Here is a 25,337-nt window from a genome sequence, read left to right on the forward strand (position 1 = left end):
GCCTCCCGTCCGTCTGTCGGTCCTGCAGTGAGAGAATCCATGCACGATGAGCAACTTGTTCGCACGCCCGAAGAAGACCGACGGCCCCCGCGCCACCTTCGGCCGACTGCTGTCCTACCTGTTCGAGAACAAGCCGGCGATGGTCGTCATCATCGTGCTGAGCATCCTCGGGGCCGGGGCGTCCCTGGCGCAGCCACTGCTCGTCAACCAGGTCGTCACCGCCGTCCAGCAGGGCACCGGCATGTCGACGCTCGTGTGGATCCTCGTCGTCCTGGTGCTCGTCGCCGGGGTCCTCAACGGCGTGCAGCACTTCCTGCTGCAGCGGGCCGGCGAGGGCGTCGTGCTCTCCACCCGACGCAAGCTCATCGCGCGGATCCTCAACCTGCCGATCTCGGAGTTCGACGTCCGCCGCACCGGTGACCTGGTGTCCCGCGTCGGCAGTGACACGACGCTCCTCCGGGCCGTCCTGACGCAGGGGCTCATCGAGTCGATCGGCGGCGCGCTCACCTTCACCGGAGCCGTGATCGCGATGGCGGTCATCGACCCGCTGCTCCTCGTCGTGGTGATCGTCATCGTGATCGTCGCCGTGGTCGTCGTCGGCGGGCTCAGCCGGCGCATCCGGGTCGCCTCGAAGGCCGCCCAGGAGAAGGTCGGCGACCTCACCGCCGCCGTCGAACGCGGCATCGGCGCCGTCCGCACCATCCGTGCCGCGGGTGCCACCGCGCGTGAGGTCAGCGAGGTCGACCAGCACGCGACCGAGGCGTACCAGCGCGGCCTCGTCATCGCCCGGATGTCGGCGTTCGTCGTGCCGGTCGCGAGCATCGTCATGCAGGTCGCGTTCATCGCCGTGCTCGGCATCGGCGGTGCGCAGGTCGCGGCGGGCACGATCACCATCGCGACCCTCATCACGTTCATCCTGCTGCTCTTCATGATGATCATGCCGCTCGGTCAGGCGCTCGGCGCGGTCGTCGCCGTGGCGCAGGCGCTCGGCGCGCTCGGACGCATCGAAGAGGTCCTACACCTGCCGACCGAGAACCAGGACGACGCCGCCGTGCGGCCGGCCGCGGCGATCGCGACCGGTGACGCCATCACGTTCGAGCGCGTCACCTTCCGGTACGCGGCAGCCCCGGACGCCGTGGGCGCGGACGGCGCGCGGGCGTCCGGTGCGGATGCGGATGCGGGTGCCAGTGCCGGTGCGGGCGCTCTGGCCCTCGGGGTCGGTGACGACCCGGCCGTGCTGCACGACGTGTCGTTCAGCGTCCCCCGCGGCGCTCGGGTCGCCCTGGTCGGACCGTCCGGTGCCGGCAAGTCGACCACGCTCGCGCTCATCGAACGGTTCTACGACCCGACCGAGGGTGTCATCCGACTCGGTGGTCTGGACGTCCGGGGCCTCGACCGCGGCGAGCTGCGGGCGCAGATCGGGTATGTCGAACAGGACGCCCCGGTGCTCGCCGGCACGATCCGGGCGAACCTGCTGCTCGGGTCACCGGACGCCTCGGAGTCCGAGTGCGTCCGGGTGCTCGAAGCCGTGAACCTCGGCGACGTCCTGCACCGCGACCCCCGCGGCCTCGACGCGCAGGTCGGCGAGGACGGCGTGATGCTCTCGGGCGGTGAACGGCAGCGCCTGGCCATCGCGCGGGCCCTGCTCGCCGCCCCCCCGATCCTCCTGCTCGACGAGTCGACGTCCTCGCTCGACGGCGTGAACGAGCAGAAGATGCGCCTGGCCATCGACGCGGTCGCCGAGGACCGCACGCTGCTCGTCATCGCCCACCGGCTGTCCACCGTGGTGGACTCGGACGTCATCGTCGTGCTCGAGCACGGCCGCGTCGTCGGTGTCGGCACCCACTCCGAGCTCGTGCAGAGCACCCCGCTCTACCGGGACCTGGCGAAGCACCAGCTCCTCGTCTGAGGCCCTCCCGCAACACGCAACGTGGGCGGCGCCACGCGACGGAGTACCGCTGCGAGGAACCGCCCACGTTGCGTTTCGCGGCGGTGTCAGGCGGCGAAGGGGTCGGGCGTCAGGACGTAGACCGTCTCGAGGTACTCCTCGAGGCCCTCGTGCGAACCCTCGCGGCCGAGCCCGGAGGCCTTCACGCCGCCGAACGGGAACGCCGCGTTCGACACGACGCCCGTGTTCCACCCGAGCATCCCCGTCTCCAGGCGCTCGGCCAGACGCTGCCCACGACGCATGTCCTCGGTGAACGCGTAGGCGACCAGGCCGTACTCGGTGTCGTTGGCGAGGCGGATGCCCTCCTCCTCGGTCGCGAAGCGCGTGATCGACACCACCGGGCCGAAGATCTCGGTCGTCAGGATGTCGGACCCGGGCTGCACGTCGTCCAGCAGCGTCGGCGCGTAGTAGGTGCCCTCGCGCTCGACCCGCTGCCCGCCGGAGACCAGTCGGGCGCCCCGCTCGACCGCGTCGTCGACGAGCCCCGCGGCCTTGTCGACCGCGCGGGAGTCGATGAGCGGCCCGATGTCCGTGCCCTCCTCAGTGCCCCGGCCGATCCGCAGCGCGTCGATCCGCTCGGCGAGTGCCGCCGTGAACGCGTCAGCGATGCCGTCCTGCACGAAGAAGCGGTTCGCCGCAGTGCAGGCCTCGCCGACGTTGCGGAACTTCGCCTGCATGGCCGCGTCCACCGCCGGTCGAGGTCGGCGTCGTCGAACACCAGCAGCGGGGCGTTGCCGCCGAGCTCCATGCTCGTCTTCAGCACGTTGTCCGCCGCCTGCTTGAGCAGCGCCGAACCGACCGGGGTCGAGCCGGTGAACGTGAGCTTGCGGAGCCGTCGGTCCGCGATCACCGGTGCGGACAGGGCCTTCGCGTCGGAGGCTGGCACCACGTTGAGCACCCCGTCCGGCAGCCCGGCACGACGGAACAGCTCGACCAGGTACAGCGTCGTCAGCGGGGTGAGGTCGGCGGGCTTCAGGACGACCGTGCACCCGGCGGCCAGGGCCGGTGCGATCTTCCGTGTCGCCATCGCGAGCGGGAAGTTCCACGGCGTGATCGCGTACACCGGACCGACCGGGCGCTTGAGGACGATGCCGCGACCGGTGCCCTCGGGGTTCGTGCGGTAGTCGCCGCCGATCCGGACGGCCTCCTCCGAGAACCAGCGGAGGAACTCGGCGCCGTAGACGACCTCGCCGCGGGACTCCGCCAGCGGCTTGCCCATCTCGAGCGTCATGATCGCGGCGATGTCGTCCGCATGCTCGTGCACGAGGTCGAACGTCCGCCGGAGCAGGTCGGAGCGACGCCGCGGTGCGGTCGCGGCCCAGTCCTCCTGCGTGGCGACGGCGGCGTCCAGGGCGGCGATGCCGTCCTCCGGGGTGGCGTCCGCGACGCTCGCGAGCACCGCGCCGGTGGACGGGTCACGCACGTCGAAGGTCGCGCCGCCGCTGGCCGGACGCCAGGAGCCGCCGATGAACAGGCCGGTGGGGACGTCCGGGACGCTGACGTGCGCGTCCCCGACCGTGGTGCTGGTGGCTGCGGTGTCCGTCGTGCTGGCGGTGTTGCTGGTGGTGGTCTGGTCGGTCACAGGACCGCTCCTCCCGGGCGCTGACGCCCCTCGTCCATGTCGCTGTGCCCGGTGTGTCCGCCCTCGTCGCGGACCTCCTCGAGCGCAGCCTCGCTGTTCGCCGGGTCGATGCCCACCACGAGGTCCTCGTACACGAAGACGTCGAGGCCCGCGTGCACCCCGTCGAGCGCGGACGCCCGGACGCAGTGGTCGGTGGCGATGCCCACGATGTCGACGGCGTGCACGTCGCGGTCGAAGAAGACGTCGACGAGGTCCGCCCCCGCTTCCGTCGTGCCCTCGAACGCCGAGTACGCCGGCTCGCCCTGGCCCTTGCGGACGTGGACGTCGACGAACGACAGGTCGAGTGCCGGGTGGTACTCGGCCCCCGGCGTGTCGGCGACACAGTGCGCCGGCCACGTCGTCCGGAAGTCCGGGCCGTCGGCGCCGTCCGGGCTGTCGGTCACGGCGAAGTGTCCACCGTTGTCGCCGGTGGCGTCGTGCCAGTCGCGGGAGGCGACCACGAGGTCGTACTCGTCGGCGTGCCGGCGGAGGAACGCGGTGATGCGCTCGGCGAGTACCGCTCCCCCGTCGACCGCGAGCGCGCCGCCCTCGGTGAAGTCGTTCTGGACGTCGGTGATGAGCAGTGCCCTGGCCATGCCTCCATCCAACACCCGTCGGGTCAGGAGCCGGTGAGCGAGCCTCCGCACCGGTAGACGGCGGCCGTGACGGTGTCGAGTGCCGGCAGCGCGGCGGCCCGCGGCGACCCGATGGCGTAGAAGGCGAAGGTCAGCTTCGTGCCGTCGGCGGCGTCGATGTAGCCGCCGAGGGTGTTCGCGCTGTCGATCCACCCGGTCTTCGCGTGCACCTTGCCACGGGCGACCGCGTTCGCCCCCGTGAACCGGCTCGACAGCGTGCCGGACACCCCGGCGACCGGCAGGACCTGTGCCAGGATGCCGAGGCCCTTGTCGCCCCGCGTCACCGGGACCATCAGGTGGGCGACGAACGACGGCGACACGGCGTTCGACGCGCTCTCACCGGAGCCGTCGACGATGCGGATGCCGGACGGGTCGACGCCGTACCCGCGGAGGGCGTTGCTGTAGACACTGGTCAGCGAGGCCGCGGTCCCACCGGCGCCAGCCTGCTTCGACGAGACCCGGGCGAGCATCTCGGCGAGGGTGTTGTCCGAGTTCGGGATCATCTGCCCGATCAGCGTCGACACCGGCTGCGACTGCACCTGGGCGATGGTGTTCTGCGAGGTCGTCGCGCGCTGCGTCACCTGGGCGGTGGACGCACCGACCACACCGGCGTCGGCGAGCGCCGCACGGAAGGCCACGCCCGCCCGGCCGATCGGGTCCGTGGACCGCGGGGAGGTCGCGGCCGCCGGGTTCGCGCGGTCACCATCGACCATGAGCGCAGTCACGTTCGGCTGGTACCCGATGGTCCGCTCGCTGATCGGCCAGGTCGGGTCCCAGGCGTCGGCCGCGCTCCACCAGGTGCCGTCGGCGACGATGGTCGTCACCGGCGTGTTGCCGAGTCGCGCCTTCACCTGCTGCGCGAGCTGCCCGAGGCTCGGGGCCCCCGGGTAGACGGAGCCGCGGCCCGCCGTCAGGGTCGCGTCGCCGTGCCCGACGAGGGCGATGCTGCCGTTCCCCTCGTCGGTCACGGTCGTCGGGATGGTGTGTGCGCCTCCGAGGACCGCCAGGGCGGTCGCGCTCGTCAGGGTCTTCATCACGCTGCCGGTCTGCGCGGGCGTCCCGCCCTCACGGGAGAACAGCTCTTCCCCGGTGGCCGCGTTCATCACGTAGCCCTCGAAGCGGCCGAGACCGCTGGCCGAGGCCGCAGCGGCGACCGAGCAGGTCCGAGCGGCCGCCTGCGCCGACGCGGTCGGTGTCGGCGTCGCGGTCGGCTTCGCGGTCGGTGTGGCCGCCGGGGTCCGCGTCGGTGTCGCGGACGACGTCGGTGTCCGGGTGGCGAGCGGCGTTCGGGAGGCGCTGGCCGACCCCGCAGCGCTCGGCTGGTCCGCAGTCGCCGCGTTCACCGCGACCACCCCGCCCGAGGCGACCGCGAGGACCACGACGAGTCCACCGACCGCCCACGGCACGGGCTTCCGGCGGACGGAGGCGCGCAGGGCAGCCACGGAACGGTGGACGGGGCCGCCGACGGGCGGCTGGGGTGACTGCGGAGACATCCAGGCGATCCTACGAGACGCGGGCCCGAGCCTCCAGGCCCAGGGTCGACAGCGGGCCGTCGTCAGACGGGGTCAACCGTGGCACTCAGTCGACGTCGTCGGCCGGGTAGCGGACGCCGACCTGCCGCCGGGCTTCGTCCATCACCGCCATGATCGCGATGGTGTGGTCGAGGTGCGTGCTGCTGTCCGCCGGCACCCCGGCGGTGATCGCCGATTCGAAGCCGCGGGCCTCGTGGTGGTAGCCGGCCAGTTCCTCGCGCCCGTCGAACTCCTCCACCACCGCGCCGTCGGCGTCGCGGATGCGCCAGGTGGTCGGCGTGCACCAGGTCGGGTCGAGGTCGATGCGCCCCTCGGTACCGATGATCGACGCACTGTTCGGGCTGCGCAGGTCGAGGGCGAAGTGCACCGTGGACTGGGCACCGCCCGGATGCGTCAGGACGATGCCCATCTGCGTATCGACGCCCTGGTCGCTCAGCGTGCCGGAGGCTGCGACACCGGTCGGCGCGCCCAGCACGTCGACCGCGAACGACACCGGGTACACCCCGAGGTCGAGCAGGGCGCCGCCACCCAGCTCGGGGTCGTTGAGTCGGTGCCGCGGGTCCGTCGGCAGCGCCTGGTGGTGCGTCGCCTGCACCAGCCGGGGTGTGCCGATCCGGCCCTCGGCGAGGACCCGGCGCATCATCGCGGTCTGCGGCAGGAAGCGCGTCCACATCGCCTCCATCACGAGGACACCGCGCTCCTGCGCGGCGTCACGCACCCGTCGGGCCTCTGCCGCGGTGATCGTGAACGCCTTCTCGACCAGGACGTGCTTGCCGGCGGCGATCGCGAGCAGGGCATCCTCGGCGTGTCGGGAGTGCGGCGTCGCCACGTAGACCGCGTCGACCTGGTCGTCCGCCACCAGGGCGGCGTAGTCACCGTGGGCACGCGGGATGCCGTGTTCGTCAGCGAAGGCCCGAGCGGACTCGTCGGTCCGGGAACCGACCGCGGTGAACACCACCCCCGCGGCACGGCAGTCGCGGACGAAGGACCGGGCGATGCCGCCGGTCCCGAGTACTCCCCATCGGATGGCCATGCGTCGTGTCTACCAGCAGCGCCCGCCCCGGTCGTGGCGAGATCGGCGACCTGTGGACAGATCCGTGCTGCACAGGTCGCACTCTCCACAGGTCGTTCCGTGCGCGGGTCGTTCCGTGCGCAGGTCCTCCGTGCACCGGCCGTCAGGACGCGGAGCGTACCGTGCGGGTCACCAGCCGGCACGACTGGAGGCCCGACACCGGAACGCGGGACGGGCCTCCAGTCCGACGCACTGGTGGGCACGCGCGCCGGGGGCGCGCACCGACGCGAGGAGGCGCCGTGACCGGACCGGAACCGTGGTGGACAGGAGCCGTCGTCTACCAGGTGTACCCGCGGAGCTTCGCCGACGGGAACGGCGACGGGGTCGGCGACCTCGCCGGCCTGCGACGCCGCCTGGACCACATCGCAGAGCTCGGCGTGGACGTCGTCTGGCTGTCGCCGGTGTACCGGTCGCCCCAGGCCGACAACGGCTACGACATCGCCGACTACGAGGACATCGACCCGCTGTTCGGCACCATCGACGAGTTCGACGCGCTGCTGGTCGAGGTGCACCAGCGCGGCATGAAGCTCGTCATGGACCTCGTCGTCAACCACTCCAGCGACCAGCACCCCTGGTTCCGTGCCGCCCGGCAGTCCCGCACCTGCCCGAAGCACGACTGGTACATCTGGCGCGACCCGGTCGACGGCCACGAGCCGAACAACTGGCGTGCCGCGTTCGGTGGCCCGGCCTGGTCGTGGGACCCCGGCACCGGTCAGTACTACCTGCACATGTTCACGCCGCAGCAGCCGGACCTGAACTGGGAGAACCCGGACCTCCGCGCCGCCGTGTACGACATGATGAACCGCTGGCTGGACCGCGGTGTCGACGGGTTCCGGATGGACGTCATCAACCACATCGCCAAGGACGACGACGCCCTCTCCGGCGACAGCGACGCGTACGTCATGCAACCGCGCATCCACGAGCACCTGCAGGAGATGCACAAACGCGTCTTCGCCGGTCGGGAGGCCCTGCTCACCGTCGGCGAGATGCCCGGTGTCACCGTGGAGGACGCCGCGCTCTTCACCGACCCGGAACGCCACGAGCTCGACATGGTGTTCCAGTTCGAGCACGTCGGCCTCGACCACACGCCCTCGTCGAAGTTCACCCGACAGGAGACCGACCTGCCCGCGCTCAAGCGCTCCCTGGCCCGGTGGCAGACCGGGCTCGAGGAACGCGGGTGGAACTCGCTGTACCTGTCGAACCACGACCAGCCACGGCCGGTGTCCCGGTTCGGCGCCGGGCTGTCCGACCCCTTCGCCTTCCGCTACGAGTCGGCCACGCTGCTCGCGACCGTGCTGCACCTGCACCGCGGCACCCCGTACGTCTACCAGGGCGACGAGATCGGCATGGTGAACGCCGGCTTCACCAGCCTGGACGAGTACCGGGACATCGAGTCGCTGAACTGGTTCCGCGGAGCCGTCGGCGGCGGGATGCCCGAGCCCGAGGCGATCGAGGCCCTCGCCTTCCGCAGCCGCGACAACGCCCGCACGCCCATCCCCTGGGACGACAGCGAGCCCGCCGGCGGGTTCTCCACCGCCGAACCGTGGATCGGCATGGGGCAGGGCTGGCCGCAGGTCACCGTCGCGGGTGACCGGGCCGCCGGGGACCGCTCGGTCTACGAGCACCACCGTCGGCTCATCGACCTGCGGCACCGCTCCCGCACCGTGCGGCTCGGGAGCTTCGCGCTGCTCGAGCCCGAGCACCCGGCGCTGTGGGCGTTCACACGGGCGCTCCCCGACGCGGACGAGGCACCGCTCGTCGTGGTCGCGAACCTGTCGGCGTCGGACCTGGAGCTGCCGGAGTCGGTCCGGAGGCGCGTGGGGGCGTTGGTGCTGGGGAACCTCGGTGAGCCGGCGGTCGCCGGGCGGTTGCGTCCGTGGGAGGCGCGCGTGCACGAGTGCCGGTGACGGGCCTCCCGGGGTGGGGCCGGGTGATCGTCGACGTGCGTGCGGGTTGCGCGCTGCACTGGTGCGGGCTGCACTGCTCCGGGCTGCACTGCTGTGCACTGAGCCGCTCCGGGAACGGAGAACCCCCTCGCTCCGGGAGGAACGAGGGGGTTTCGGAGCCGCCTGTCGGAATCGAACCGACGACCTATTCATTACGAGTGAATCGCTCTACCGACTGAGCTAAGGCGGCGGACGCTTCGGAGATCCGGAGCGGCACGAGAAATCACTGTACAGGATCAGACGAGGGAGCGCGAAACGAGCGCGCCGAGATCGGCGAAGGACCGCGCGAGTTCGTCGACGAGGTGCGCGTCGGCATCCCCCTCGGACCACTCCCACCAGGCGTGCCGCAGAGCGGCCATGCCCACGAGCGACGCCAGCCGGGCGCGGCGACGGACCTCGTCGTCTGCCGGCGTCGCGGGCGCGCTGCTCTCGTCCGGCAGGCCGTCCTCGCGCCGCAGCCGTCGCTCGACGACCGACTGGACAGCGGCCTGGAACTCCTTCATCGACGCCATCCGCTGACTGAAGAGCTCCGGGTTCGCGCGGAGGACCTGCTGCCGCTCGCCGATCAGCCCGCGCTCGTCGATGAGTTCGTGTGCGGAGTGCACGAGCAGGGCGCCGAGGTCGGCGAGCAACTCCCCCGACGGGCCGCCGGCGACGAAGGTCTCGACGTCCTCACCCTGGGGCAGGGTCGGGTCGTCGCCGAGGATCGCCTGCTCCTTGCTCGGGAAGTAGTTGAAGAACGTGCGCGGCGAGACGTCCGCGCGACGGGAGACCTCGTCGACCGTGACCGCCGAGAGCCCGTGCTCGATCGCGATGCTGAGCGCGGCCTGCTGGATCGCCAGGCGGGTGGCGCGGCGCTTCCGTTCGCGGAGGCCCGGTGCAGCGTCGGTCATGGGGCGATCCTCCCACGTCGACCATCGCGCCCAGCATGAGAACCCTGTCGGGATCCCCAGGCTGCGTCGAGGTCCCGTCCGCTCATGTGCCGGTCCTCAGCGGACCGCGCGGGCGACCGTGACGAGCAGCGCCTCGAGGGCCAGGAGCGCTGCGACGTTCGCCCCGATCCGCTGCCGGGCCGTCGCGATGGCATCGAGTACCTCGAGCGCCGCCGCGGGCGGGACCGACGGCAGAGCCCGCTCGAGCTCGTGTCGGATCGCCAGGTTCACCGGCTCGGTCGGCGCACCGAGTCCGAGCAACAGCAGGTCGCGGTACAGCGAGGACACGTCGACCAGGATGCGGTCCAGACCATCGCGGAGGCTGCGGGTCGCCCGGCGCTTCTGGTCCTCCTCGAGCACGCGGAGCTGCGAGCGGAGGGCCGGGGGGACGGTGCCGCCCGGCTGCACGCCGAGGGACCGGAGGGCGGCATCGCGCTCTTCGGCGTCCCGTTCGAGGGTGATCGCCTTCGCGTCCTCGTCCGCCACGGCCAGCAACGCGGCCGCGGCGTTCACGGCGTCGCCGACGCTGCGGATCGCGAGGACCGTGGTCAGTGTCCGTCGGCGACGGTCGCGGGCGTCCTCGCTCGTGGCCAGGCGCTGCGCCATGCCGATGTGACTCTGGGCCTGACGGGCGGCATCGGTCGCGAGGCCGCGGTCCACACCGGTCCGCGCCACGATCAGGTCGGCGACCGACTCGATGCCCGGCACCCGCAGTCGGACCGAACGCACGCGCGACCGGATCGTCGGCAGCAGGTCGGCCTCACTCGGGGCGCACAGGATCCACACGGTGCGCTCCGGCGGTTCCTCGAGCGCCTTGAGCAGGAGGTTCGAGGTCCGTTCGGTCATCCGGTCGGCGTCCTCGACGATCAGCACGCGGTACCGGCCCACCGAGGGCGAGAAGTGCGACGAGGTCACCAGCTGTCGGATCTCGTCGATCGTGATGATGACGCGCTGGGTCGTCAGTCGGGCGACGTCGGGGTGCGTGCCGGCGCTGATCAGCCGGAGCGTGTGGTCGTCGTCCGGGCCGTTGCCGACCAGGGCGGCGGCGAAGGCCGCGGCGACGTTGGAGCGACCAGAGCCGGGCGGGCCGGTGATCAACCACGAGTGGGTCATGCCACCCGTGCCGTCGGTCGACTCGGCGGCACTCCGCAGCGCGGCGACGGACTCTTCCTGCCCGGTCAGGCCATCCCACACACTCACGCGACGATCCTCGCAGGACCCACTGACGGGCCGGACGCTCGGCCCGCTGACGGGCGCGTCACTGCCTCGCGGGGCATCAGGCAGCGCCGATCAGGGCGGCGACGGCCGTTCGGATGCGCTCCTGCACCAGGTCGGCCGACTCGGCGGCGTCGACGACCAGGAACCGGTGCGGCTCGGCACGGGCCATGTCGAGGAACGCCTGCCGGACGGTCTCGTGGAAGGTCGCCGCCTCGGACTCGAGGCGATCGAACACGTCACCGCGAGCGGCGGCGACACGTTCGCGCCCGATGCTGACGTCGAGGTCGAGCAGCACCGTGAGGTCCGGCGTCATGCCGTCGGCCGCCCAGTCCGACACCGAACGGATCTGGTCGGCGCCGAGGTCACGCGCCACGCCCTGGTACGCCACCGACGAGTCGATGTACCGGTCCTGCAGGACGACGTCACCGCGGGCCACGGCAGGACGGACGACCGTCTCGACGTGGTGTGCGCGGTCGGCGGCGTAGAGCAGCGCCTCAGCACGGGGTGTCACGTGGCCGCGGTCGTGCAGGACGATCTCGCGGATGCGCTGCCCGAGGTCCGTGCCACCGGGCTCCCGGGTCCGGACGACCCGCCGACCGTGCGCCCCGAGCCACTGCTCGAGACGCTCGGCCTGCGTGGTCTTGCCTGCGCCGTCACCGCCCTCGAGGGTGATGAACCAGCCGCGGTCGGCGCCGTCCGTCGTCACTTCTTCTTCGCGGGGGCGCGACGGGCCGGGGCCTTCTTCTTGACCGGGCCCTTGGCGCGCTTGTCGGCGAGCAGCTGGACGGCTCGCTCGAAGTCGACCGTCTCGACCTCTTCACCGCGCGGGATCGTGGCGTTCGTCTCACCGTCGGTGACGTACGGGCCGAAGCGGCCGTCCTTCACCTTGATCGGCTTGCCGGACACCGGGTCCGCGTCGAACTCCTTGAGCGCAGCGCTGGCGGCACGCTTGGCTCCGTACTTCGGCTGCGCGAACAGTTCGAGGGCCCCGGGCAGGTCCACGTCGAAGATGGCGTCCTCGCTCGGGAGGGTCCGGGTGTCCGTGCCCTTCTTGAGGTAGGGCCCGTACCGCCCGTTCTGCGCGGTGATCTCGTCGCCGGACTCCGGGTCCTTCCCGACGGTGCGCGGGAGGTCCAGGAGCTTCAGCGCGGTCTCGAGGTCGACCGAACCCGGGTCCATCGACTTGAAGAGGGATGCGGTGCGCTCCTTCGGCGCGGCGGCCTTCTTGGCCGTCGTCTTCTTGGCGGGCGCCTTCTTCGCGGCCGCGGTCTTGCTCGCGGCCGTCTTGGTGGTGGTCTTCGTGTCGGCTGCCGCTGCTGCCGGCTCGGGTTCGGCCGCCAGGACCTCTCCCGTGGCCGGGTCGACGGTCGGCTCGGGCTCAGGGGTGCGCTCGGTCACGTACGGACCGAAGCGGCCGTCCTTCGCCAGGACCTCTTTGCCCGTCTCCGGGTTGATGCCGACCACGCGGTCGCTGACGACCGGGGCCTCGACCAGTTCACGGGCCTTGTCGAGGGTGAGCTCGTCCGGCGCGATGTCCTCGGGCACGTTGACGCGGCGCGGCTTCTCCGGGTCGTCGCTCGGGGTCTCGATGTAGGGGCCGTACCGACCGATGCGGAGGGTGAGGCCCGGCGCGAGTTCGACCGAGTTGATCTCGCGGGCGTCGATCTCGCCGAGGTTGTCGATGACCGTGCGGAGACCGCGCTGGTCACCGCCACCGAAGTAGAACTCCTTGAGCCAGTCGACGCGGTCTTCCTCGCCGTTGGCGATCCGGTCGAGGTCGTTCTCCATCTCGGCGGTGAAGTCGTACTGCACCAGGTCGCCGAAGTAGTCCTCGAGCAGTCGGACGACGCTGAACGCGATCCAGTTCGGCACCAGAGCGGTACCGCGCTGCGTCACGTACCCACGGTCCATGATCGTGGAGAGGATCGCGGCGTAGGTCGACGGGCGTCCGATGCCGAGCTCTTCGAGCGTCTTCACCAGGCTGGCCTCGGTGTAGCGCGGCGGAGCGGAGGTGTCGTGTCCCTTGGCAGCGACGTCTGAGACGCCCAGGTGGTCGCCCTCGGCCATCTGCGGCAGCTTCGCGTCGTCGGCGGAGTCGCTCGAGGCGCGTTCTTCGTCCCGGCCCTCTTCGTAGGCGTTGAGGAAGCCGCGGAACGTGATGACGGTACCGGAGGCGGTGAACTCGACGTCGGTGCCGTTCGCGGTGCTCGCGAGGCCCTCGACCGGTTCGGTCGACGCGATGCCGAGCACGACCGACGCGGTCGAGCCCTTCGCGTCGGCCATCTGCGACGCGACGGTGCGCTTCCAGATGAGGTCGTAGAGACGGAGGTCGTTGCCTCGGAGGACACCCTCCATCTGCGACGGCGTCTTGAACGTGTCACCGGCGGGACGGATGGCCTCGTGGGCCTCCTGCGCGTTCTTGCTCTTGCCGGCGTAGGACCGGGGCTTGGCCGGGATCGAGTCCGCTCCGTAGAGCGTGGTCGCCTGCTTCCGAGCAGCGGAGATCGCCTGCTGCGACAGCGACGCGGAGTCGGTACGCATGTAGGTGATGTGGCCGTTCTCGTACAGCGACTGCGCGACGCTCATCGTCTGGCGAGCGGAGAAGCGGAGCTTGCGCGCCGCTTCCTGCTGCAGCGTCGACGTGGTGAACGGAGCGGCCGGTCGCCGCGTGTACGGCTTCGACTCGACGCTGCGGACGACGGCGTCGCCGGCCCGGTCGAGGACCGCGGACAGCGAGCTGGCGGAACCCTCGTCGAGACGGACGACGTCGGACGTGGTCTGGCCCTGGTCGTCGAAGTCACGACCGGAGGCGACGCGCTTGCCGTGGATCCGGGCGAGGCGAGCCGTGAAGCCGCCCTGCTCGGGCTTCTCGAAGCGGGCCGTCAGGTCCCAGTAGTTGGCGGAGACGAACGCGAGACGCTCGCGCTCCCGGTCGACGACCAGGCGGGTGGCGGCGGACTGCACACGACCGGCGGAGAGCCCGGGGCCGACCTTGCGCCAGAGGACCGGCGAGACCTCGTACCCGTAGAGACGGTCGAGGATGCGGCGGGTCTCCTGGGCGTCGACCAGCGCGGTGTCGAGTTCACGCGTGGCTTCCTGGGCGCGCTGGATCGCTTCCTTGGTGATCTCGTGGAACACCATGCGCTTCACGGGCACCTTGGGCTTCAGCACCTGGAGCAGGTGCCACGCGATGGCCTCGCCTTCGCGGTCTTCATCTGTTGCGAGGTAGAGCTCGTCGGCGTCCTTCAGGGCGCGCTTGAGGTCGGCGACGGTCTTCTTCTTCGCATCGGAGACGACGTAGTACGGCTCGAAGCCGTTGTCGACGTCGACCGAGAACTTGCCGAGGGAGCCCTTCTTGAGCTCGGCCGGGAGGTTCTTGGGCTCGACGAGGTCACGGATGTGTCCGACGGAGGCCTGGACCTCGTATCCGTCGCCGAGGTATTGCGCGATCGTCTTCGCCTTCGCGGGGCTCTCGACGATCACGAGCTTCTTCGTGCCTGGCACGTGTCTCCTTGATCGATGGTGCTGATCGGCCGACGGACGTCGTGGAAGCGTCCGGGTCGACCGGGAATTCGGTGACCGGCGGGCCGACAGGCACACCATACACACTCCGGTGGGGATGGCCGGTGGAGCCGGAGCCGGTCCGCCACACATGACCGGACCGCTCGGACTGCCGTCGGCGCGTCGCCGATCACGGCCGCGGACCGGCGACGGCGACCGCGTGGGCGGACAGCGGACCGGTGCCGACGGAGACCTCGACCCGGGCGCGCGCGCCGTCGACACCGCAGCCGACGAGGACGGCTGCGTTGACCCGAGCGAGTCGTTCAGCGGCGACGCAGGGTGGGTCCGTCACGAGGCCGACGGTCGCTGCCGCCGCGGCGAGCGCCGCCGCGTCAGCTGCGCCTCGGGCACGCGCGGCCGCGACCCGGTGGCCGGCGGCACCGAGCAACGCGGCCGTCACGATGCTGGTCGTCGCCAGGACCGCGATGAGCACGACCGTCGCGGAACCACGCTCACCGACCGGCCGCATCGGCTTCGTCCGTTGCGCAGCTGTCCCCCTGCAGGACGATGCCCGAGAAGGGCCCCGTCCCGGCGGGACGCCCGGCGTGGACGCAGACGAGGCCGGCAGCGTGCTCGACCCGGACGGACTCGGCGTCCGCCTGGTCGAGCGCCTGCCGAGCAGCCGGCTCGTCCCCGCGAGCGGTGGCCCGGGCAGCGACGGCAGCGGCGGTCTGCAGCCGCCCCTGCCCGTCGACGGCGAGCACCCCGGCGATCCCGACTGTCAGGACGACCGCGACGACGGGCAGTGCGAGGGCGAACTCGACCGTGACCGAGCCGCGGTCGCGCCCGGGGCCGCACCCGACACGATGTACTGCTCTCATGGGGCCAGGTCTCATGGAGTCAGTTCTCATGGGGTCAGTTCTCATGGAGTCAGCGCCGTCCGGACCAGGTCGGTCAGGATCGCCTGGACCTCTCCGGAGCGCATCACTGCGACGAGCACCCCGGCGAAGGCGACCGCGGCGAGGATGACGACCGCGTACTCCGCCGTGGCGGATCCCCGCTCCTCGGCGATCCGGCTCCGCAGCGCCGTCCAGTGCACCCGATGGTGTTCCCGCATCTCTTCGTTCCTCTCTACTGTGGCGCCGGCCGCTCCGGCGCTCTGGGCGGACCCGGCAACGAGGTGGTCCGTCGTTCCCTGCCCTGGATCCACCTTCGGCGAGGACGACCTCGGGCAGGAGAGCCACGATCCGGTCCGTGCAGAGGTCAGCGGAGTCCGGGAGATGTGGAGGAGAGGATCCCGAGCACGACGGGCACCACCCCGACGCACACGAACGCCGGCAGCACGCAGACCCCGAGCGGCAGCACCAACCGCACCCCGAGTCGTTCGGCCCGCACCAGACCCTCGGCAGCGGCGTCAGCGCGTCGGTCGACGGCAGCGGCGCGGAGGAGCCCGGCTGCCGGGACGCCGGCGTGGTCTGCCAGGGCGAGGGTCTCGGCGAGCCGCCGCCGGTCCACCTCGGGCCAGTCGCGGTCGCCGTAGACCGCCGCGACCGTCCGATCAGCGTCGGACCAGGCGCCGCCGCCGGACAGCGCGACGGCCCAGACCTCGAGGAGCAGGCCGGGCGCTCCCCCGGTGTCGGCCGCCGCGGCGGCGAGCAGGTGCCGGCTCCAGCGCACGGCCACGGCCACGAGCAGTGCTGCGACGACGACGCAGGACCACCCAAGCGGCGTCCTGGTGAGGACGCCGACGGTGTCGACGCCCCATGCCGAGCCGAGCAGCACACCGAAGGCCGGCAGTGCCAAGACCACCCGGGCGCTGGCCCGTGGACCGGCGAGGGCCGTGCGCACCGCTCGCTCCGCTGCGGCCCGGTCACGCAGGGCTCCGGCGAGGGCGCGGAGTGCGGGGACGACGGGCGATCCGGTCCGGGCAGCCACGGCGAGCACGCCGTCGACCTCGGACTCACCGGGGCTGGGCGGCCTCCCGACGGACGACGACCGGCGTGGTCCGGAGCCGGCGCCGGCTCCGGCGCCGGCTCCGAGTTCGGCCACCAGCGTCAGCGCCCGGGGCGGCGGCACCCCGGCCGCCACCAACACCGCGACGCGATCCACCGCGCGCGCCACGGCGAGCGCATCATCCGGCGGCGTCACGCTCCGCGGGTCCGTCGATGGGCGCCGCTGGCGGCGCGAGGTCGCTGGCGCGCCACACCGCCGTCACCGGTGTCGGCGTCGTGCACTCCAGCGGGACCGACACCACCGCCGGCGCCACCGCCGGGACCGCCGGGAGCGCCGGGACGGTCGGGAGGGCCGGTGACGCCACGATCGACCCCGCTGGCGTTCCCGCTGGTGGGCAGAGGACCGACACCGTCGTCGCTGTCACCGTCGACACGCGCGGGCGCCACCCTGGCGCGGCGTGCCCGCTCCCCGCCGGACGCCCCCGCGGGCGAACCGGACCGCCCGCGCCCCTCGAACCCCGTGCTCGCTCCGACCGACACCGCCGCAGGCCCACGCCCGGGCCCGGGCCCGGGCCCGAGTCCAGCCCCGGACTCCGCCACCGCCACCACCTCGAGCCGCCCCTGCCGGTCCACGCCGAACCGCCCGACCTCCGCGAGCCGCCGGACCCCGTTCCGGCGCTCCACGTGCAGGACGAGGTCGAACGCACTCGCCGCCTGCCGTGCCAAGGACTCCGGACCCAGCCCGGCGAGCGCCCCGAGCGCCTCGAGCCGCGCCGCGACGTCGCCGACCCCGTTCGCGTGGACCGTCCCCGCTCCCCCGTCGTGCCCGGTGTTCAGCGCCGAGGTGAGCTCGCGGATCTCGGCGCCCCGACACTCCCCCACGACGATGCGGTCGGGCCGCATCCGCAGCGCTTCGCGGAGCAGCCGTTCCGTCCCGAGCGCACCCGCGCCCTCTGCGTTGGCCTGCCGCGCTTCGAGGGCGACGACGTGCGGGTGGTCGATCCGGAGTTCGGCGACGTCCTCGACCGTGACGATCCGTTCGTTCGTCGGGACCGACCCGAGCATCGCTGCGAGCAGGGTCGTCTTGCCGCTGCCGGTCGCCCCGGTGACGAGGACGTTCCGTCGTTCCTGCACGGCCCGTTCGACGACGGCCCGCGGCACGTGCTGGAAGAAGCCGCCGTCGGCGAGCCGGTCGATCGTCGGGAGTGCGTTCTGTGGCAGTCGGATCGAGATGGTGGTGCCGAGGACGCTCACCGGCGCCAGGACCACGTGGACCCGGATGCCGTCGCCGTGACGGACGTCCGCGCACGGTGTGGTCTCGTCGACGTGGCGACCACCGCGGGCCACGAGGGCTCGAGCGAGGTCACGGGTCCGCCGTTCCGAGAGGACCAGGCCGCTGACCGCGGTGAGCGCACCGCCACGGTCGGTCCAGACCCCGCGTCCCCCGAGCACCAGGACGTCAGTGACGCGGTCGTCGGCGACGAGGGGTGCGAGTTCCTCGAAGTCGACGAGCGCGGCGGCCTGACGACGGTGCTCCGGACGTGGGGTGCCGGGGAGGAACGGTGCGCGATGCCGGTGCATGTCGACGACGGTACGGACGGGGCGGGCCCGGCCAGTGCCTCCAGGACGGACCGGTGGAGAACGCAACCACCGCTGGCGAGAGTGCGGGACTTGTACCCCGAACTTGTCGGCCGTACCCCGCCGTCGAGCCCCGGATCCCGAGGATTCCGGGGCTCTCGCCGGTCCGCAATGAGGGGGACACTCGAAGATCGGTCGGTGCAGTCCGTGTGGTTGCAGGAGCACGATGCGTCATCCTGCCGGTGGACCGCTCTGTCCACCGTTCCGCGTACCTGCGCGGATCGAGCAGGTCTGAGCGGGCCTCACGGAGGGCCCGGGAGATGCGGGCGCCGCGGGAAAAAGAAGAGGCGGCACCTGTTGGGGGGAACGGGTGCCGCCAGGACACCGGCGGATTGGGGGGAATCTTGGCCGGCGCCACCGGGAACGAGCCCGGCAGGAACAACTGTACCCCAGGAACCGGATCCGACGACACCTCTGACCGGAGAACGCGATCGAGTGCGTGGATCGACCATCCGGCCGTGCGGGACCGGAGCCGAGCATCCGCGGTGAGCGAGTTGTCCACAGGCGCCTCGGCGGCGTCGGCGCTCGGAGTAGTCTCCGGAGGCGCCCGGTCATCGACTGCCTCGGTGGCCCGACCGCGACCCCGGCGGACGAGACGAGAGGACATCGATGACGATTCCGCAGCAGGACCAGACCCGTGCCGACCAGACCGGTGCCGGCCAGAACCCGGCCGACCAGAACCAGACCGACCACACCCCCGGTGACGCCACGACGTTCCCGCCGTCGCCGGAGTTCGTGGCCGACGCGGTGGCCGACCGAGCCCTGCACGACGCCGCCAGCGCGGACCGGGTGGCCTTCTGGGCCGAGCAGTCCCGCGCCCTGCTGGAGTGGCGGACACCGTTCACGAGCACGCTCGACTGGTCCGCAGCCCCGTTCGCCCGCTGGTTCGCTGACGGCGAGTTGAACGTCGCCGAGAACTGCCTGGACCGGCACGTCCGCGCGGGCAACGGCGACCGCGTCGCGATCCACTTCGAGGGCGCGAACGGCGACACCCGCACCATCACCTACGCGCAGCTGACCGCCGACGTGCAGCGTGCGGCGAACATGCTCGCGGGCCTCGGCGTCACGCAGGGCGACCGCGTCGTCGTCTACCTGCCGCTGATCCCGGAGGCCGTGGTCACGATGCTGGCGATCGCCCGCCTCGGTGCGATCCACTCGGTCGTCTTCGGCGGCTTCAGCGCAGAGAGCCTGCGCGCCCGCATCGAGGACGCCGGCGCCAAGGTCGTCGTGACGGCCGACGGCGGTTGGCGCCGGGGTGCCGTCTCGCCGCTCAAGCCCGCGGTCGACGAGGCCCTGCAGGGCGAGGGCACCGAGAGCGTCGAGCACGTGCTGGTGGTCCAGCGCGGCGGCAACGACGTCGAGTGGACCGACCGGGACCGCTGGTGGCACGACGAGTTCGCCGCAGCCGCCCCGGAGCACGAGGCGCAGGCGTTCCCCGCCGAGAACCCCCTCTTCATCCTGTACACGTCCGGCACGACCGGCAAGCCCAAGGGCATCGTGCACACCTCAGGCGGCTACCTGACCCAGGCGGCGTACACGCACAAGAACGTGTTCGACATGCACCCAGAGAAGGACGTCTACTGGTGCACCGCCGACATCGGCTGGATCACCGGGCACACCTACGTCGTCTACGGCCCGCTCGCGAACGGCGTGACACAGGTCCTGTACGAGGGCACCCCCGACGAGCCGAAGCCCGGCCGGTGGTGGGACCTCGTCGACGCGTACGGCGTCACGGTCCTCTACACCGCACCCACCGCGGTGCGCGCGGCGATGAAGGCCGGCCGGCAGATCCCGGAGGCACGCAGCCTCGAAAGCCTGCGCCTGCTGGGCAGCGTCGGGGAACCGATCAACCCCGAGGCCTGGCAGTGGTACCGGCAGGTCATCGGTCACGACCGCACCCCGATCGTCGACACGTGGTGGCAGACCGAGACCGGCGGCATCATGATCTCGGCCCTGCCCGGCGTCACGAAGCTCAAGCCCGGCGCCGCCCAGACTCCGCTGCCCGGCATCGTCGCTGAGATCGTCGACGACGACGGCAACCGCGTCGGACCGGGTGGCAGCGGCTACCTCACGATCACCGAGCCGTGGCCTGCGATGGCCCGCGGCATCTGGGGTGACCAGGACCGCTTCGTCGAGACGTACTGGTCACGCTTCCCCGGCCGCTACTTCGCCGGCGACGGTGCCCGTCTGGACGGCGAGGGCGACATCTGGGTGCAGGGACGCGTCGACGACGTCATGAACGTCTCCGGGCACCGGTTGTCCACGGCCGAGATCGAGTCGGCACTGGTCGGTCACGAGGGCGTCGCCGAGGCAGCGGTCGTCGGTGCCGCCGACGAGACGACCGGACAGGCGGTGGTCGCGTTCGTGATCCTCACCGCCGACGCCGCGGCGGACGTCGACCGCGTGTCCGCGGCGACCGAACTGCGCAACTGGGTCGGCAAGCGGATCGGCCCGATCGCGAAGCCCCGCCAGGTCGTCATCGTCCCCGAGCTGCCGAAGACGCGCTCGGGCAAGATCATGCGCCGCCTGCTCCGCGACGCCGCCGAGGGCCGACGCATCGGCGACACGACGACGTTGGCCGACCCGACGGTGATGGCGACCATCGCGGAACTGATGTGACGCGGTGAACGTGCGGAGAGCCTCCAGGCCGGTCGGTCTGGAGGCTCTCCTGCTGTCCGCGGACCGGTCACGTCCGCCGGTGGTTCAGTCCGTCAACTCGACGATCAGCTCCACCTCGACGGGGGCGTCGAGCGGGAGCACCGCGACGCCGACGGCGCTGCGGGCGTGGATGCCCGCTTCACCGAAGACGTCGCCGATGAGCTGCGAGGCGCCGTTCGCGACGCCGGGCTGACCGGTGAAGGAGGGGTCCGAGGCGACGAAGACGGTCACCTTGACGACCTTCGCCACCCGGTCGAGCGACCCGGCGACGCTCTGCACGGCGGCGAGGCCGTTCAGTGCGGCCTGCCGAGCCTGCGCGGTCGCGGTCTCGGCGTCGACCGCGGACCCGACCTTGCCGGTGACCGGGAGGGCGCCGTCGACGAAGGGCAGCTGCCCCGCGGTGAAGACGTGCGAGCCCGAGACCACGGCCGGGACGTACGCCGCGACGGGCGCGGCGACGGCCGGGATCGTGAGGCCGAGCTCGCGCAGGCGGTCCTCGATGCTCATGCGTCGGCCTTCGGACGCTTCAGGTAGGCGACCAGGCCGCCCTCCGGGCCGGTGACGACCTGGACCAGCTCCCAGCCCTGGTCACCGAAGTTGTTCAGGATGGCAGTGGTGTTGTGGATGATCAACGGAGTCGTGAGGTATTCCCAGCGGCGCATGCGGTTCCTTGCCAGCCTTTCAGTCCGAGGTGTCGTTTAGGCTGCATCCTATGTCTGCCCAGAAGACGTCTGCCCGTCGGACCAAGCCCGTCTCCGCAGTCGGCGCCTTCATCGGTTTCGTCGGCTTCAGCGCACTCGCCGGTCTGCTCGTCACGATCGGGGTCACCCCGGCCATCGCGGTCGCCGGTGTGACGACGACCTCGACCATCGGGGTGTTCGAGTCCCTGCCCGAGTACATCGAGCTCGGCGACCTGCCCCAGCGCAACGAAGTGCTGGCGTACCAGGGCGGCAAGCCCGTGCACCTGGCGACGGTCTACGACCAGAACCGCCAGGAACTGAAGTACGACCAGATCAGCGACAACCTGAAGAACGCGGCCATCGACGGCGAGGACAAGCGCTTCTGGGACCACGGCGGGGTCGACATGACTTCGCTGGTGCGAGCTGGTGTGGGGACGGTCGCGGGCGGTGGCCTCGGTGACTCGGGCGGTGGCTCGACCCTGACCATGCAGCTGGTCCGCAACATCAAGATGCAGCAGGCACTCGAGCTCCCGACACAGGAAGAGCGCCTCAAGGCCTACAACGAGGCCACGAAGGTCTCGGTCTCCCGCAAGCTCGAGGAGATGAAGCTCGCGATCGGGCTCGCGAAGAAGTACTCGAAGAAGGACATCCTCACCGGGTACCTCAACATCGCCTTCTTCGGCGACCAGACCTACGGCGTGCAGGCCGCGGCCCAGCACTACTACGGCAAGAACGCCACGGACCTGACCCCCGCAGAGGGCGCGTCGATCCTGGCCATCGTGCAGTCGCCGAACACCCGCAACCTGTCGGACCCCAAGTTCTACGAGGCCAACGTCGCCCGACGTGACGTCATCCTCAAGTCGATGTACGCGCAGAAGCACATCGACAAGAAGCAGTTCGACGAGGCCATCGCCTCGAAGCCGGCCGACTACGTGCACCTGACCGACCCGACCCAGGGCTGCAAGGCTTCCGCCGGCAACGGTTCGCAGTTCTTCTGCGACTACGCCGTGCAGATCGTCAAGCAGATGTCGCAGCTCGGTGCGACGCAGAAGCAGCGCGACGCAGCCTGGCGCAACGGCGGGTACACGATCCAGACCACGCTGAACCTGGACCTGAACAACGCGCAGAAGGACCTGATCAACCAGTACGCACCGAACACCGAGTCCAGGTTCGCCCTGGGTGGCGTGCTGAACTCGGTCGAGGCCGACACCGGCCGTGTGCTGACGATGGTGCAGAACAAGAACTACAACCAGCTGGCCAAGTGCGGCTCGCAGGGCGCAGACCCGAACGCCTGTGCGCCGGCCACCGACACGGGTCTGAACCTCAGTGTCGACCAGCAGTACGGCGGCGGCGAGGGCTTCCAGACCGGTTCGACGTTCAAGCCGTTCACGCTGCTGAACTGGCTGCAGAACGGCCACGGCCTGCAGGAGATCGTGAACGGGACGCCGCGGACGTTCTCGAGCTTCACGCAGTGCAAGTCGCCGATCTACACGCCGTACCCGGTGCGGAACGACGCACCGGGCGAGGGCGGCAACATGACCGTCGAGAACGCGACCTACCGCTCGATCAACAACTCGTACGTCCAGATGGCCCAGAAGCTCGACTTCTGCGACATCCGCGACACGGCCGAGAGTCTCGGCGTGCACCTGGCGAAGCCGCGCGCAACTTCGACCGAGTACGCGGACGACATGTCCAAGAAGACGACGAGCGACGTCCGGACGAACCCGTCGTTCGTCCTCGGTACCAACTACATCGCACCGCTGACGATGGCTGCCGCGTACGCGGGCATCGCGAACAAGGGCACGTTCTGCCGGCCGATCGCGATCGACAACGTCACGAACGCCGACGGCAAGTCGCTCGGCGGCCAGCCGAAGGACTGCACCCAGGCGATCGACCCGCAGGTCGCGGCCACCGCGATCTACGCGCTCAAGAAGGTCCTGACCATCGGTACCGCGGTCAACGGCCGGACGCCGGACGGCTTCGACGAGTTCGCCAAGACCGGTACCACCGACGAAGCAGACCAGATCTGGCTCGTCGGCGCGACCAGCAAGGCCGCGACCGCTGCGTGGATGGGCAACATCGAGGGCAAGCAGAGCCTCCGGTTCGTCTACGGTCCGAACGGCCAGTACGCCGGCTCCCGCACCGCGCTCTGGCGCCAGGCGCAGGCCGTCGTGAACACCCAGTACCCGGGCGGCGAGTTCGAGACCCCGTCCGCGGCGGCCATCCGCGGCAACAGCATCACCGTCCCGAACGTGGCCGGGCAGACCCCCGACGCGGCACGGGCAGCGCTCGCGAACGTCGGCCTGACCTACGTCGACGGCGGAGTGCAGTCCGGCGGCGGAACCGCGGGGACGGTCTCGTCGACCAGTCCGGCAGCCGGACTCCAGCTCTCCAAGGGCTCGAGCGTGACGGTCTACACCACCGACGGCTCGCAGGCCTCGGTCCCCGATGTCGGCGGCAAGAAGGTCGACGACGCGAAATCGACCCTGTCCGATGCCGGGTTCACGAACGTGGCCGTCGCGGGCGACTACGAGCGCGGCAACGGCAAGAACGAGTGCACGGTCGCCGCGGTCGCTCCGGGCGCCGGGACGGCCACGGCGAAGACCACCGGGGTGACCCTCAAGCTGTTCGGCAACAAGGACGGCAAGGCGCCGAAGGACTGCCGATGAGCCGCGGCCGCGGTGCCCTCGGCGTCCTGGCCGCGGGTGCCGCGGTCGGTGTCGCCTCGGCAGCCTGGGGCGCACTGGTCGAACGCCGGCGGTTCGGCATCCGGTGGGAGACGGTCCCCGTCCTGCCCGCCGGTTCCCGTGACGTGACGGTGCTGCACCTCTCCGACATCCACATGGCGCCGTGGCAGGCCGACAAGCAGCAGTGGATCCGCGACCTCAGCCTGGTCGAGCCGGACTTCATCGTGAACACCGGCGACAACCTCGGGCACGAGACCGCCAACGCCGCCGTCGAGTACACCCTCGAGCCGTTCCGCGGCATCCCCGGAGCGTTCGTGTACGGCTCGAACGACTTCTTCGCCCCGTCCCCGCGGAACCCGGCGCGCTACCTCTCCGGTCCGAGCACGATGCGGCCCGAGGCGCCTCCGGCGAAGCTCGACGTCGATCGGCAGACGGCCTTCTTCGAGTCACTCGGCTGGCTCGACCTCAACAACCGCGCCCGTGCGATCGAGGTCCGCGGCTCACGCTTCGAGCTCTTCGGCACCTCCGACGCGCACCGCGGCTGGGACCGTCTCGATCTGCTGCCGGCCAACGTCGACGAGATGCGCTCCGAGGTCCCCTGGTCCGAGGACGAGACCGGCCCCTCCCCCGTCTCCATCGGCGTCACGCACGCGCCCTACCGTCGAGTGTTGGACGCCTTCGTCACGCAGGGCGCGGACGTCGTGTTCGCCGGGCACACCCACGGCGGCCAGGTCGCCGTCCCCGGAGTCGGGGCACTGGTGACGAATTCGGACCTCCCCCGTCGGTACGCCAGCGGACTGCACCAGTGGCAGAACCGGACGCACTGGTCGTGGCTCAACGTCTCGGCCGGCCTCGGCACCTCGATCTACGCCCCGATCCGGTTCGCCGTACGCCCCGAGGCCGTGGTCGTCACTCTCACCGCCCGAGTCTGAGCCACACCGGGGTCCGCATCGGAGGTCGGCCGCCCGGCTGTCACCTGTGCACCTGGTGGTCACGTGCCTCCCGATCGGGTCCGCCGAGGACCTCTCCGCCGGAGCGACAGCCGGGCGCCGGAGGGGATCGTGGGCCGGTCGCCCGCACGTCCTGGTTCCCACGACAGCTGCGGTCGCGGGCCGGTTGCGCGCATCTCCTTGTTCCCGCGCCGCGTCGGTAGGCGCCAGGCCGGTCCTCGGGCACCCCGCCGCTCAGCGTGCGCCCGCGCGGGTCGGTGGGTGCCGGTCCGGGGGGACGCCGGTCCGGGGGGCGCGCCGGTCTGCGGCCGCAGCCGTGTGCGGAGGCCCGGCCGTGTGGTCCGACTCAACGCGGCGAATCGCGACG

19 protein-coding genes, 1 tRNA gene and 1 pseudogene are annotated in these 25,337 nt (G+C 71.4%); 5 read left to right on the top strand and 16 right to left on the bottom strand.

The features are described from left to right. Nucleotides 1-46 precede the first annotated feature (46 nt). A complete protein-coding gene (locus DEI97_RS11405) occupies nucleotides 47-1,909 on the top strand; it encodes an ABC transporter ATP-binding protein (protein WP_111074295.1) in 1,863 nt (620 codons plus the stop codon). Between the two features lie 86 nt (nucleotides 1,910-1,995). Here DEI97_RS11405 and DEI97_RS11410 read toward each other — a convergent pair. The 4 genes and pseudogenes from DEI97_RS11410 to DEI97_RS11425 form a co-directional block, all read right to left on the bottom strand. Continuing rightward, nucleotides 1,996-3,422 (bottom strand): annotated as a pseudogene (locus DEI97_RS11410) (NAD-dependent succinate-semialdehyde dehydrogenase). A gap of 104 nt (nucleotides 3,423-3,526) precedes the next feature. Then, the gene (locus DEI97_RS11415) at nucleotides 3,527-4,165 is read right to left on the bottom strand and encodes an isochorismatase family protein (protein WP_111074296.1); all 639 of its coding nucleotides are present in this window, start codon (nucleotides 4,163-4,165) and stop codon (nucleotides 3,527-3,529) included. A gap of 23 nt (nucleotides 4,166-4,188) precedes the next feature. After that, nucleotides 4,189-5,697: a D-alanyl-D-alanine carboxypeptidase/D-alanyl-D-alanine endopeptidase gene (dacB, locus tag DEI97_RS11420; RefSeq protein ID WP_111074297.1), complete on the bottom strand. Its 1,509-nt coding sequence runs from the start codon at nucleotides 5,695-5,697 to the stop codon at nucleotides 4,189-4,191. A gap of 85 nt (nucleotides 5,698-5,782) precedes the next feature. Then, nucleotides 5,783-6,769: a Gfo/Idh/MocA family protein gene (locus tag DEI97_RS11425; RefSeq protein WP_111074298.1), complete on the bottom strand. Its 987-nt coding sequence runs from the start codon at nucleotides 6,767-6,769 to the stop codon at nucleotides 5,783-5,785. A gap of 278 nt (nucleotides 6,770-7,047) precedes the next feature. Between DEI97_RS11425 and DEI97_RS11430 the strand changes: the two genes are divergently transcribed. Further along, entirely contained in the window at nucleotides 7,048-8,715 is a 1,668-nt protein-coding gene (locus DEI97_RS11430) for a glycoside hydrolase family 13 protein (RefSeq protein ID WP_111074299.1), read from the top strand. 156 nt (nucleotides 8,716-8,871) lie between these two features. On the opposite strand, the gene DEI97_RS11435 is transcribed toward DEI97_RS11430, so the two are convergent. The 10 genes from DEI97_RS11435 to DEI97_RS11480 all read right to left on the bottom strand — a co-directional run bounded on the left by DEI97_RS11435 (nucleotide 8,872) and on the right by DEI97_RS11480 (nucleotide 17,938). After that, nucleotides 8,872-8,944: transfer RNA gene (locus tag DEI97_RS11435), tRNA-Thr, on the bottom strand. A 46-nt stretch (nucleotides 8,945-8,990) separates the two neighbouring features. Then, complete coding sequence (locus tag DEI97_RS11440) at nucleotides 8,991-9,647, bottom strand: TetR/AcrR family transcriptional regulator (RefSeq protein ID WP_111074300.1); 657 nt, start codon at nucleotides 9,645-9,647, stop codon at nucleotides 8,991-8,993. Between the two features lie 96 nt (nucleotides 9,648-9,743). After that, nucleotides 9,744-10,886 (bottom strand): DNA polymerase III subunit delta', encoded by a 1,143-nt coding sequence (locus DEI97_RS11445; protein ID WP_111074301.1) that lies wholly within the window; start codon nucleotides 10,884-10,886, stop codon nucleotides 9,744-9,746. Nucleotides 10,887-10,962: 76 nt separating this feature from the next. Continuing rightward, a complete protein-coding gene (gene tmk, locus DEI97_RS11450; protein ID WP_111074302.1) occupies nucleotides 10,963-11,610 on the bottom strand; it encodes a dTMP kinase in 648 nt (215 codons plus the stop codon). Next, nucleotides 11,607-14,408, bottom strand: a complete 2,802-nt coding sequence (gene topA, locus DEI97_RS11455) for a type I DNA topoisomerase (protein ID WP_111074303.1) — start codon at nucleotides 14,406-14,408, stop codon at nucleotides 11,607-11,609. The genes tmk and topA overlap by 4 nt, the downstream gene beginning before the upstream one ends. 187 nt (nucleotides 14,409-14,595) lie before the next feature. Further along, complete coding sequence (locus DEI97_RS11460) at nucleotides 14,596-14,934, bottom strand: Rv3654c family TadE-like protein (RefSeq protein WP_111074304.1); 339 nt, start codon at nucleotides 14,932-14,934, stop codon at nucleotides 14,596-14,598. Continuing rightward, the gene (locus tag DEI97_RS11465; protein WP_181439183.1) at nucleotides 14,918-15,286 is read right to left on the bottom strand and encodes a TadE family type IV pilus minor pilin; all 369 of its coding nucleotides are present in this window, start codon (nucleotides 15,284-15,286) and stop codon (nucleotides 14,918-14,920) included. Before DEI97_RS11465 ends, DEI97_RS11460 begins: the two co-directional genes overlap by 17 nt. Nucleotides 15,287-15,327: 41 nt before the next feature. Next, entirely contained in the window at nucleotides 15,328-15,522 is a 195-nt protein-coding gene (locus tag DEI97_RS11470; RefSeq protein WP_111074306.1) for a DUF4244 domain-containing protein, read from the bottom strand. 146 nt (nucleotides 15,523-15,668) lie between these two features. Beyond that, entirely contained in the window at nucleotides 15,669-16,553 is an 885-nt protein-coding gene (locus DEI97_RS11475) for a type II secretion system F family protein (protein WP_111074307.1), read from the bottom strand. After that, nucleotides 16,550-17,938 (bottom strand): TadA family conjugal transfer-associated ATPase, encoded by a 1,389-nt coding sequence (locus tag DEI97_RS11480; RefSeq protein WP_220039186.1) that lies wholly within the window; start codon nucleotides 17,936-17,938, stop codon nucleotides 16,550-16,552. Before DEI97_RS11480 ends, DEI97_RS11475 begins: the two co-directional genes overlap by 4 nt. 666 nt (nucleotides 17,939-18,604) lie before the next feature. Here DEI97_RS11480 and acs point away from each other — a divergent pair. Next, a complete protein-coding gene (gene acs, locus DEI97_RS11485) occupies nucleotides 18,605-20,614 on the top strand; it encodes an acetate--CoA ligase (RefSeq protein ID WP_111074308.1) in 2,010 nt (669 codons plus the stop codon). An 84-nt stretch (nucleotides 20,615-20,698) separates the two neighbouring features. On the opposite strand, the gene DEI97_RS11490 is transcribed toward acs, so the two are convergent. Further along, nucleotides 20,699-21,160: a RidA family protein gene (locus DEI97_RS11490; RefSeq protein WP_111074309.1), complete on the bottom strand. Its 462-nt coding sequence runs from the start codon at nucleotides 21,158-21,160 to the stop codon at nucleotides 20,699-20,701. Next, nucleotides 21,157-21,315 (bottom strand): Sp36 family protein, encoded by a 159-nt coding sequence (sp36, locus tag DEI97_RS11495; RefSeq protein WP_181431068.1) that lies wholly within the window; start codon nucleotides 21,313-21,315, stop codon nucleotides 21,157-21,159. The genes DEI97_RS11490 and sp36 overlap by 4 nt, the downstream gene beginning before the upstream one ends. Nucleotides 21,316-21,365: 50 nt before the next feature. Between sp36 and DEI97_RS11500 the strand changes: the two genes are divergently transcribed. Next, a complete protein-coding gene (locus DEI97_RS11500) occupies nucleotides 21,366-24,002 on the top strand; it encodes a transglycosylase domain-containing protein (RefSeq protein WP_111074310.1) in 2,637 nt (878 codons plus the stop codon). Next, nucleotides 23,999-24,952, top strand: a complete 954-nt coding sequence (locus tag DEI97_RS11505; protein WP_111074311.1) for a metallophosphoesterase — start codon at nucleotides 23,999-24,001, stop codon at nucleotides 24,950-24,952. Before DEI97_RS11500 ends, DEI97_RS11505 begins: the two co-directional genes overlap by 4 nt. Nucleotides 24,953-25,337 lie beyond the last annotated feature (385 nt).

The organism is Curtobacterium sp. MCLR17_032, from assembly GCF_003234795.2.
In the GTDB taxonomy this organism is placed as follows: Bacteria; Actinomycetota; Actinomycetes; order Actinomycetales; family Microbacteriaceae; genus Curtobacterium.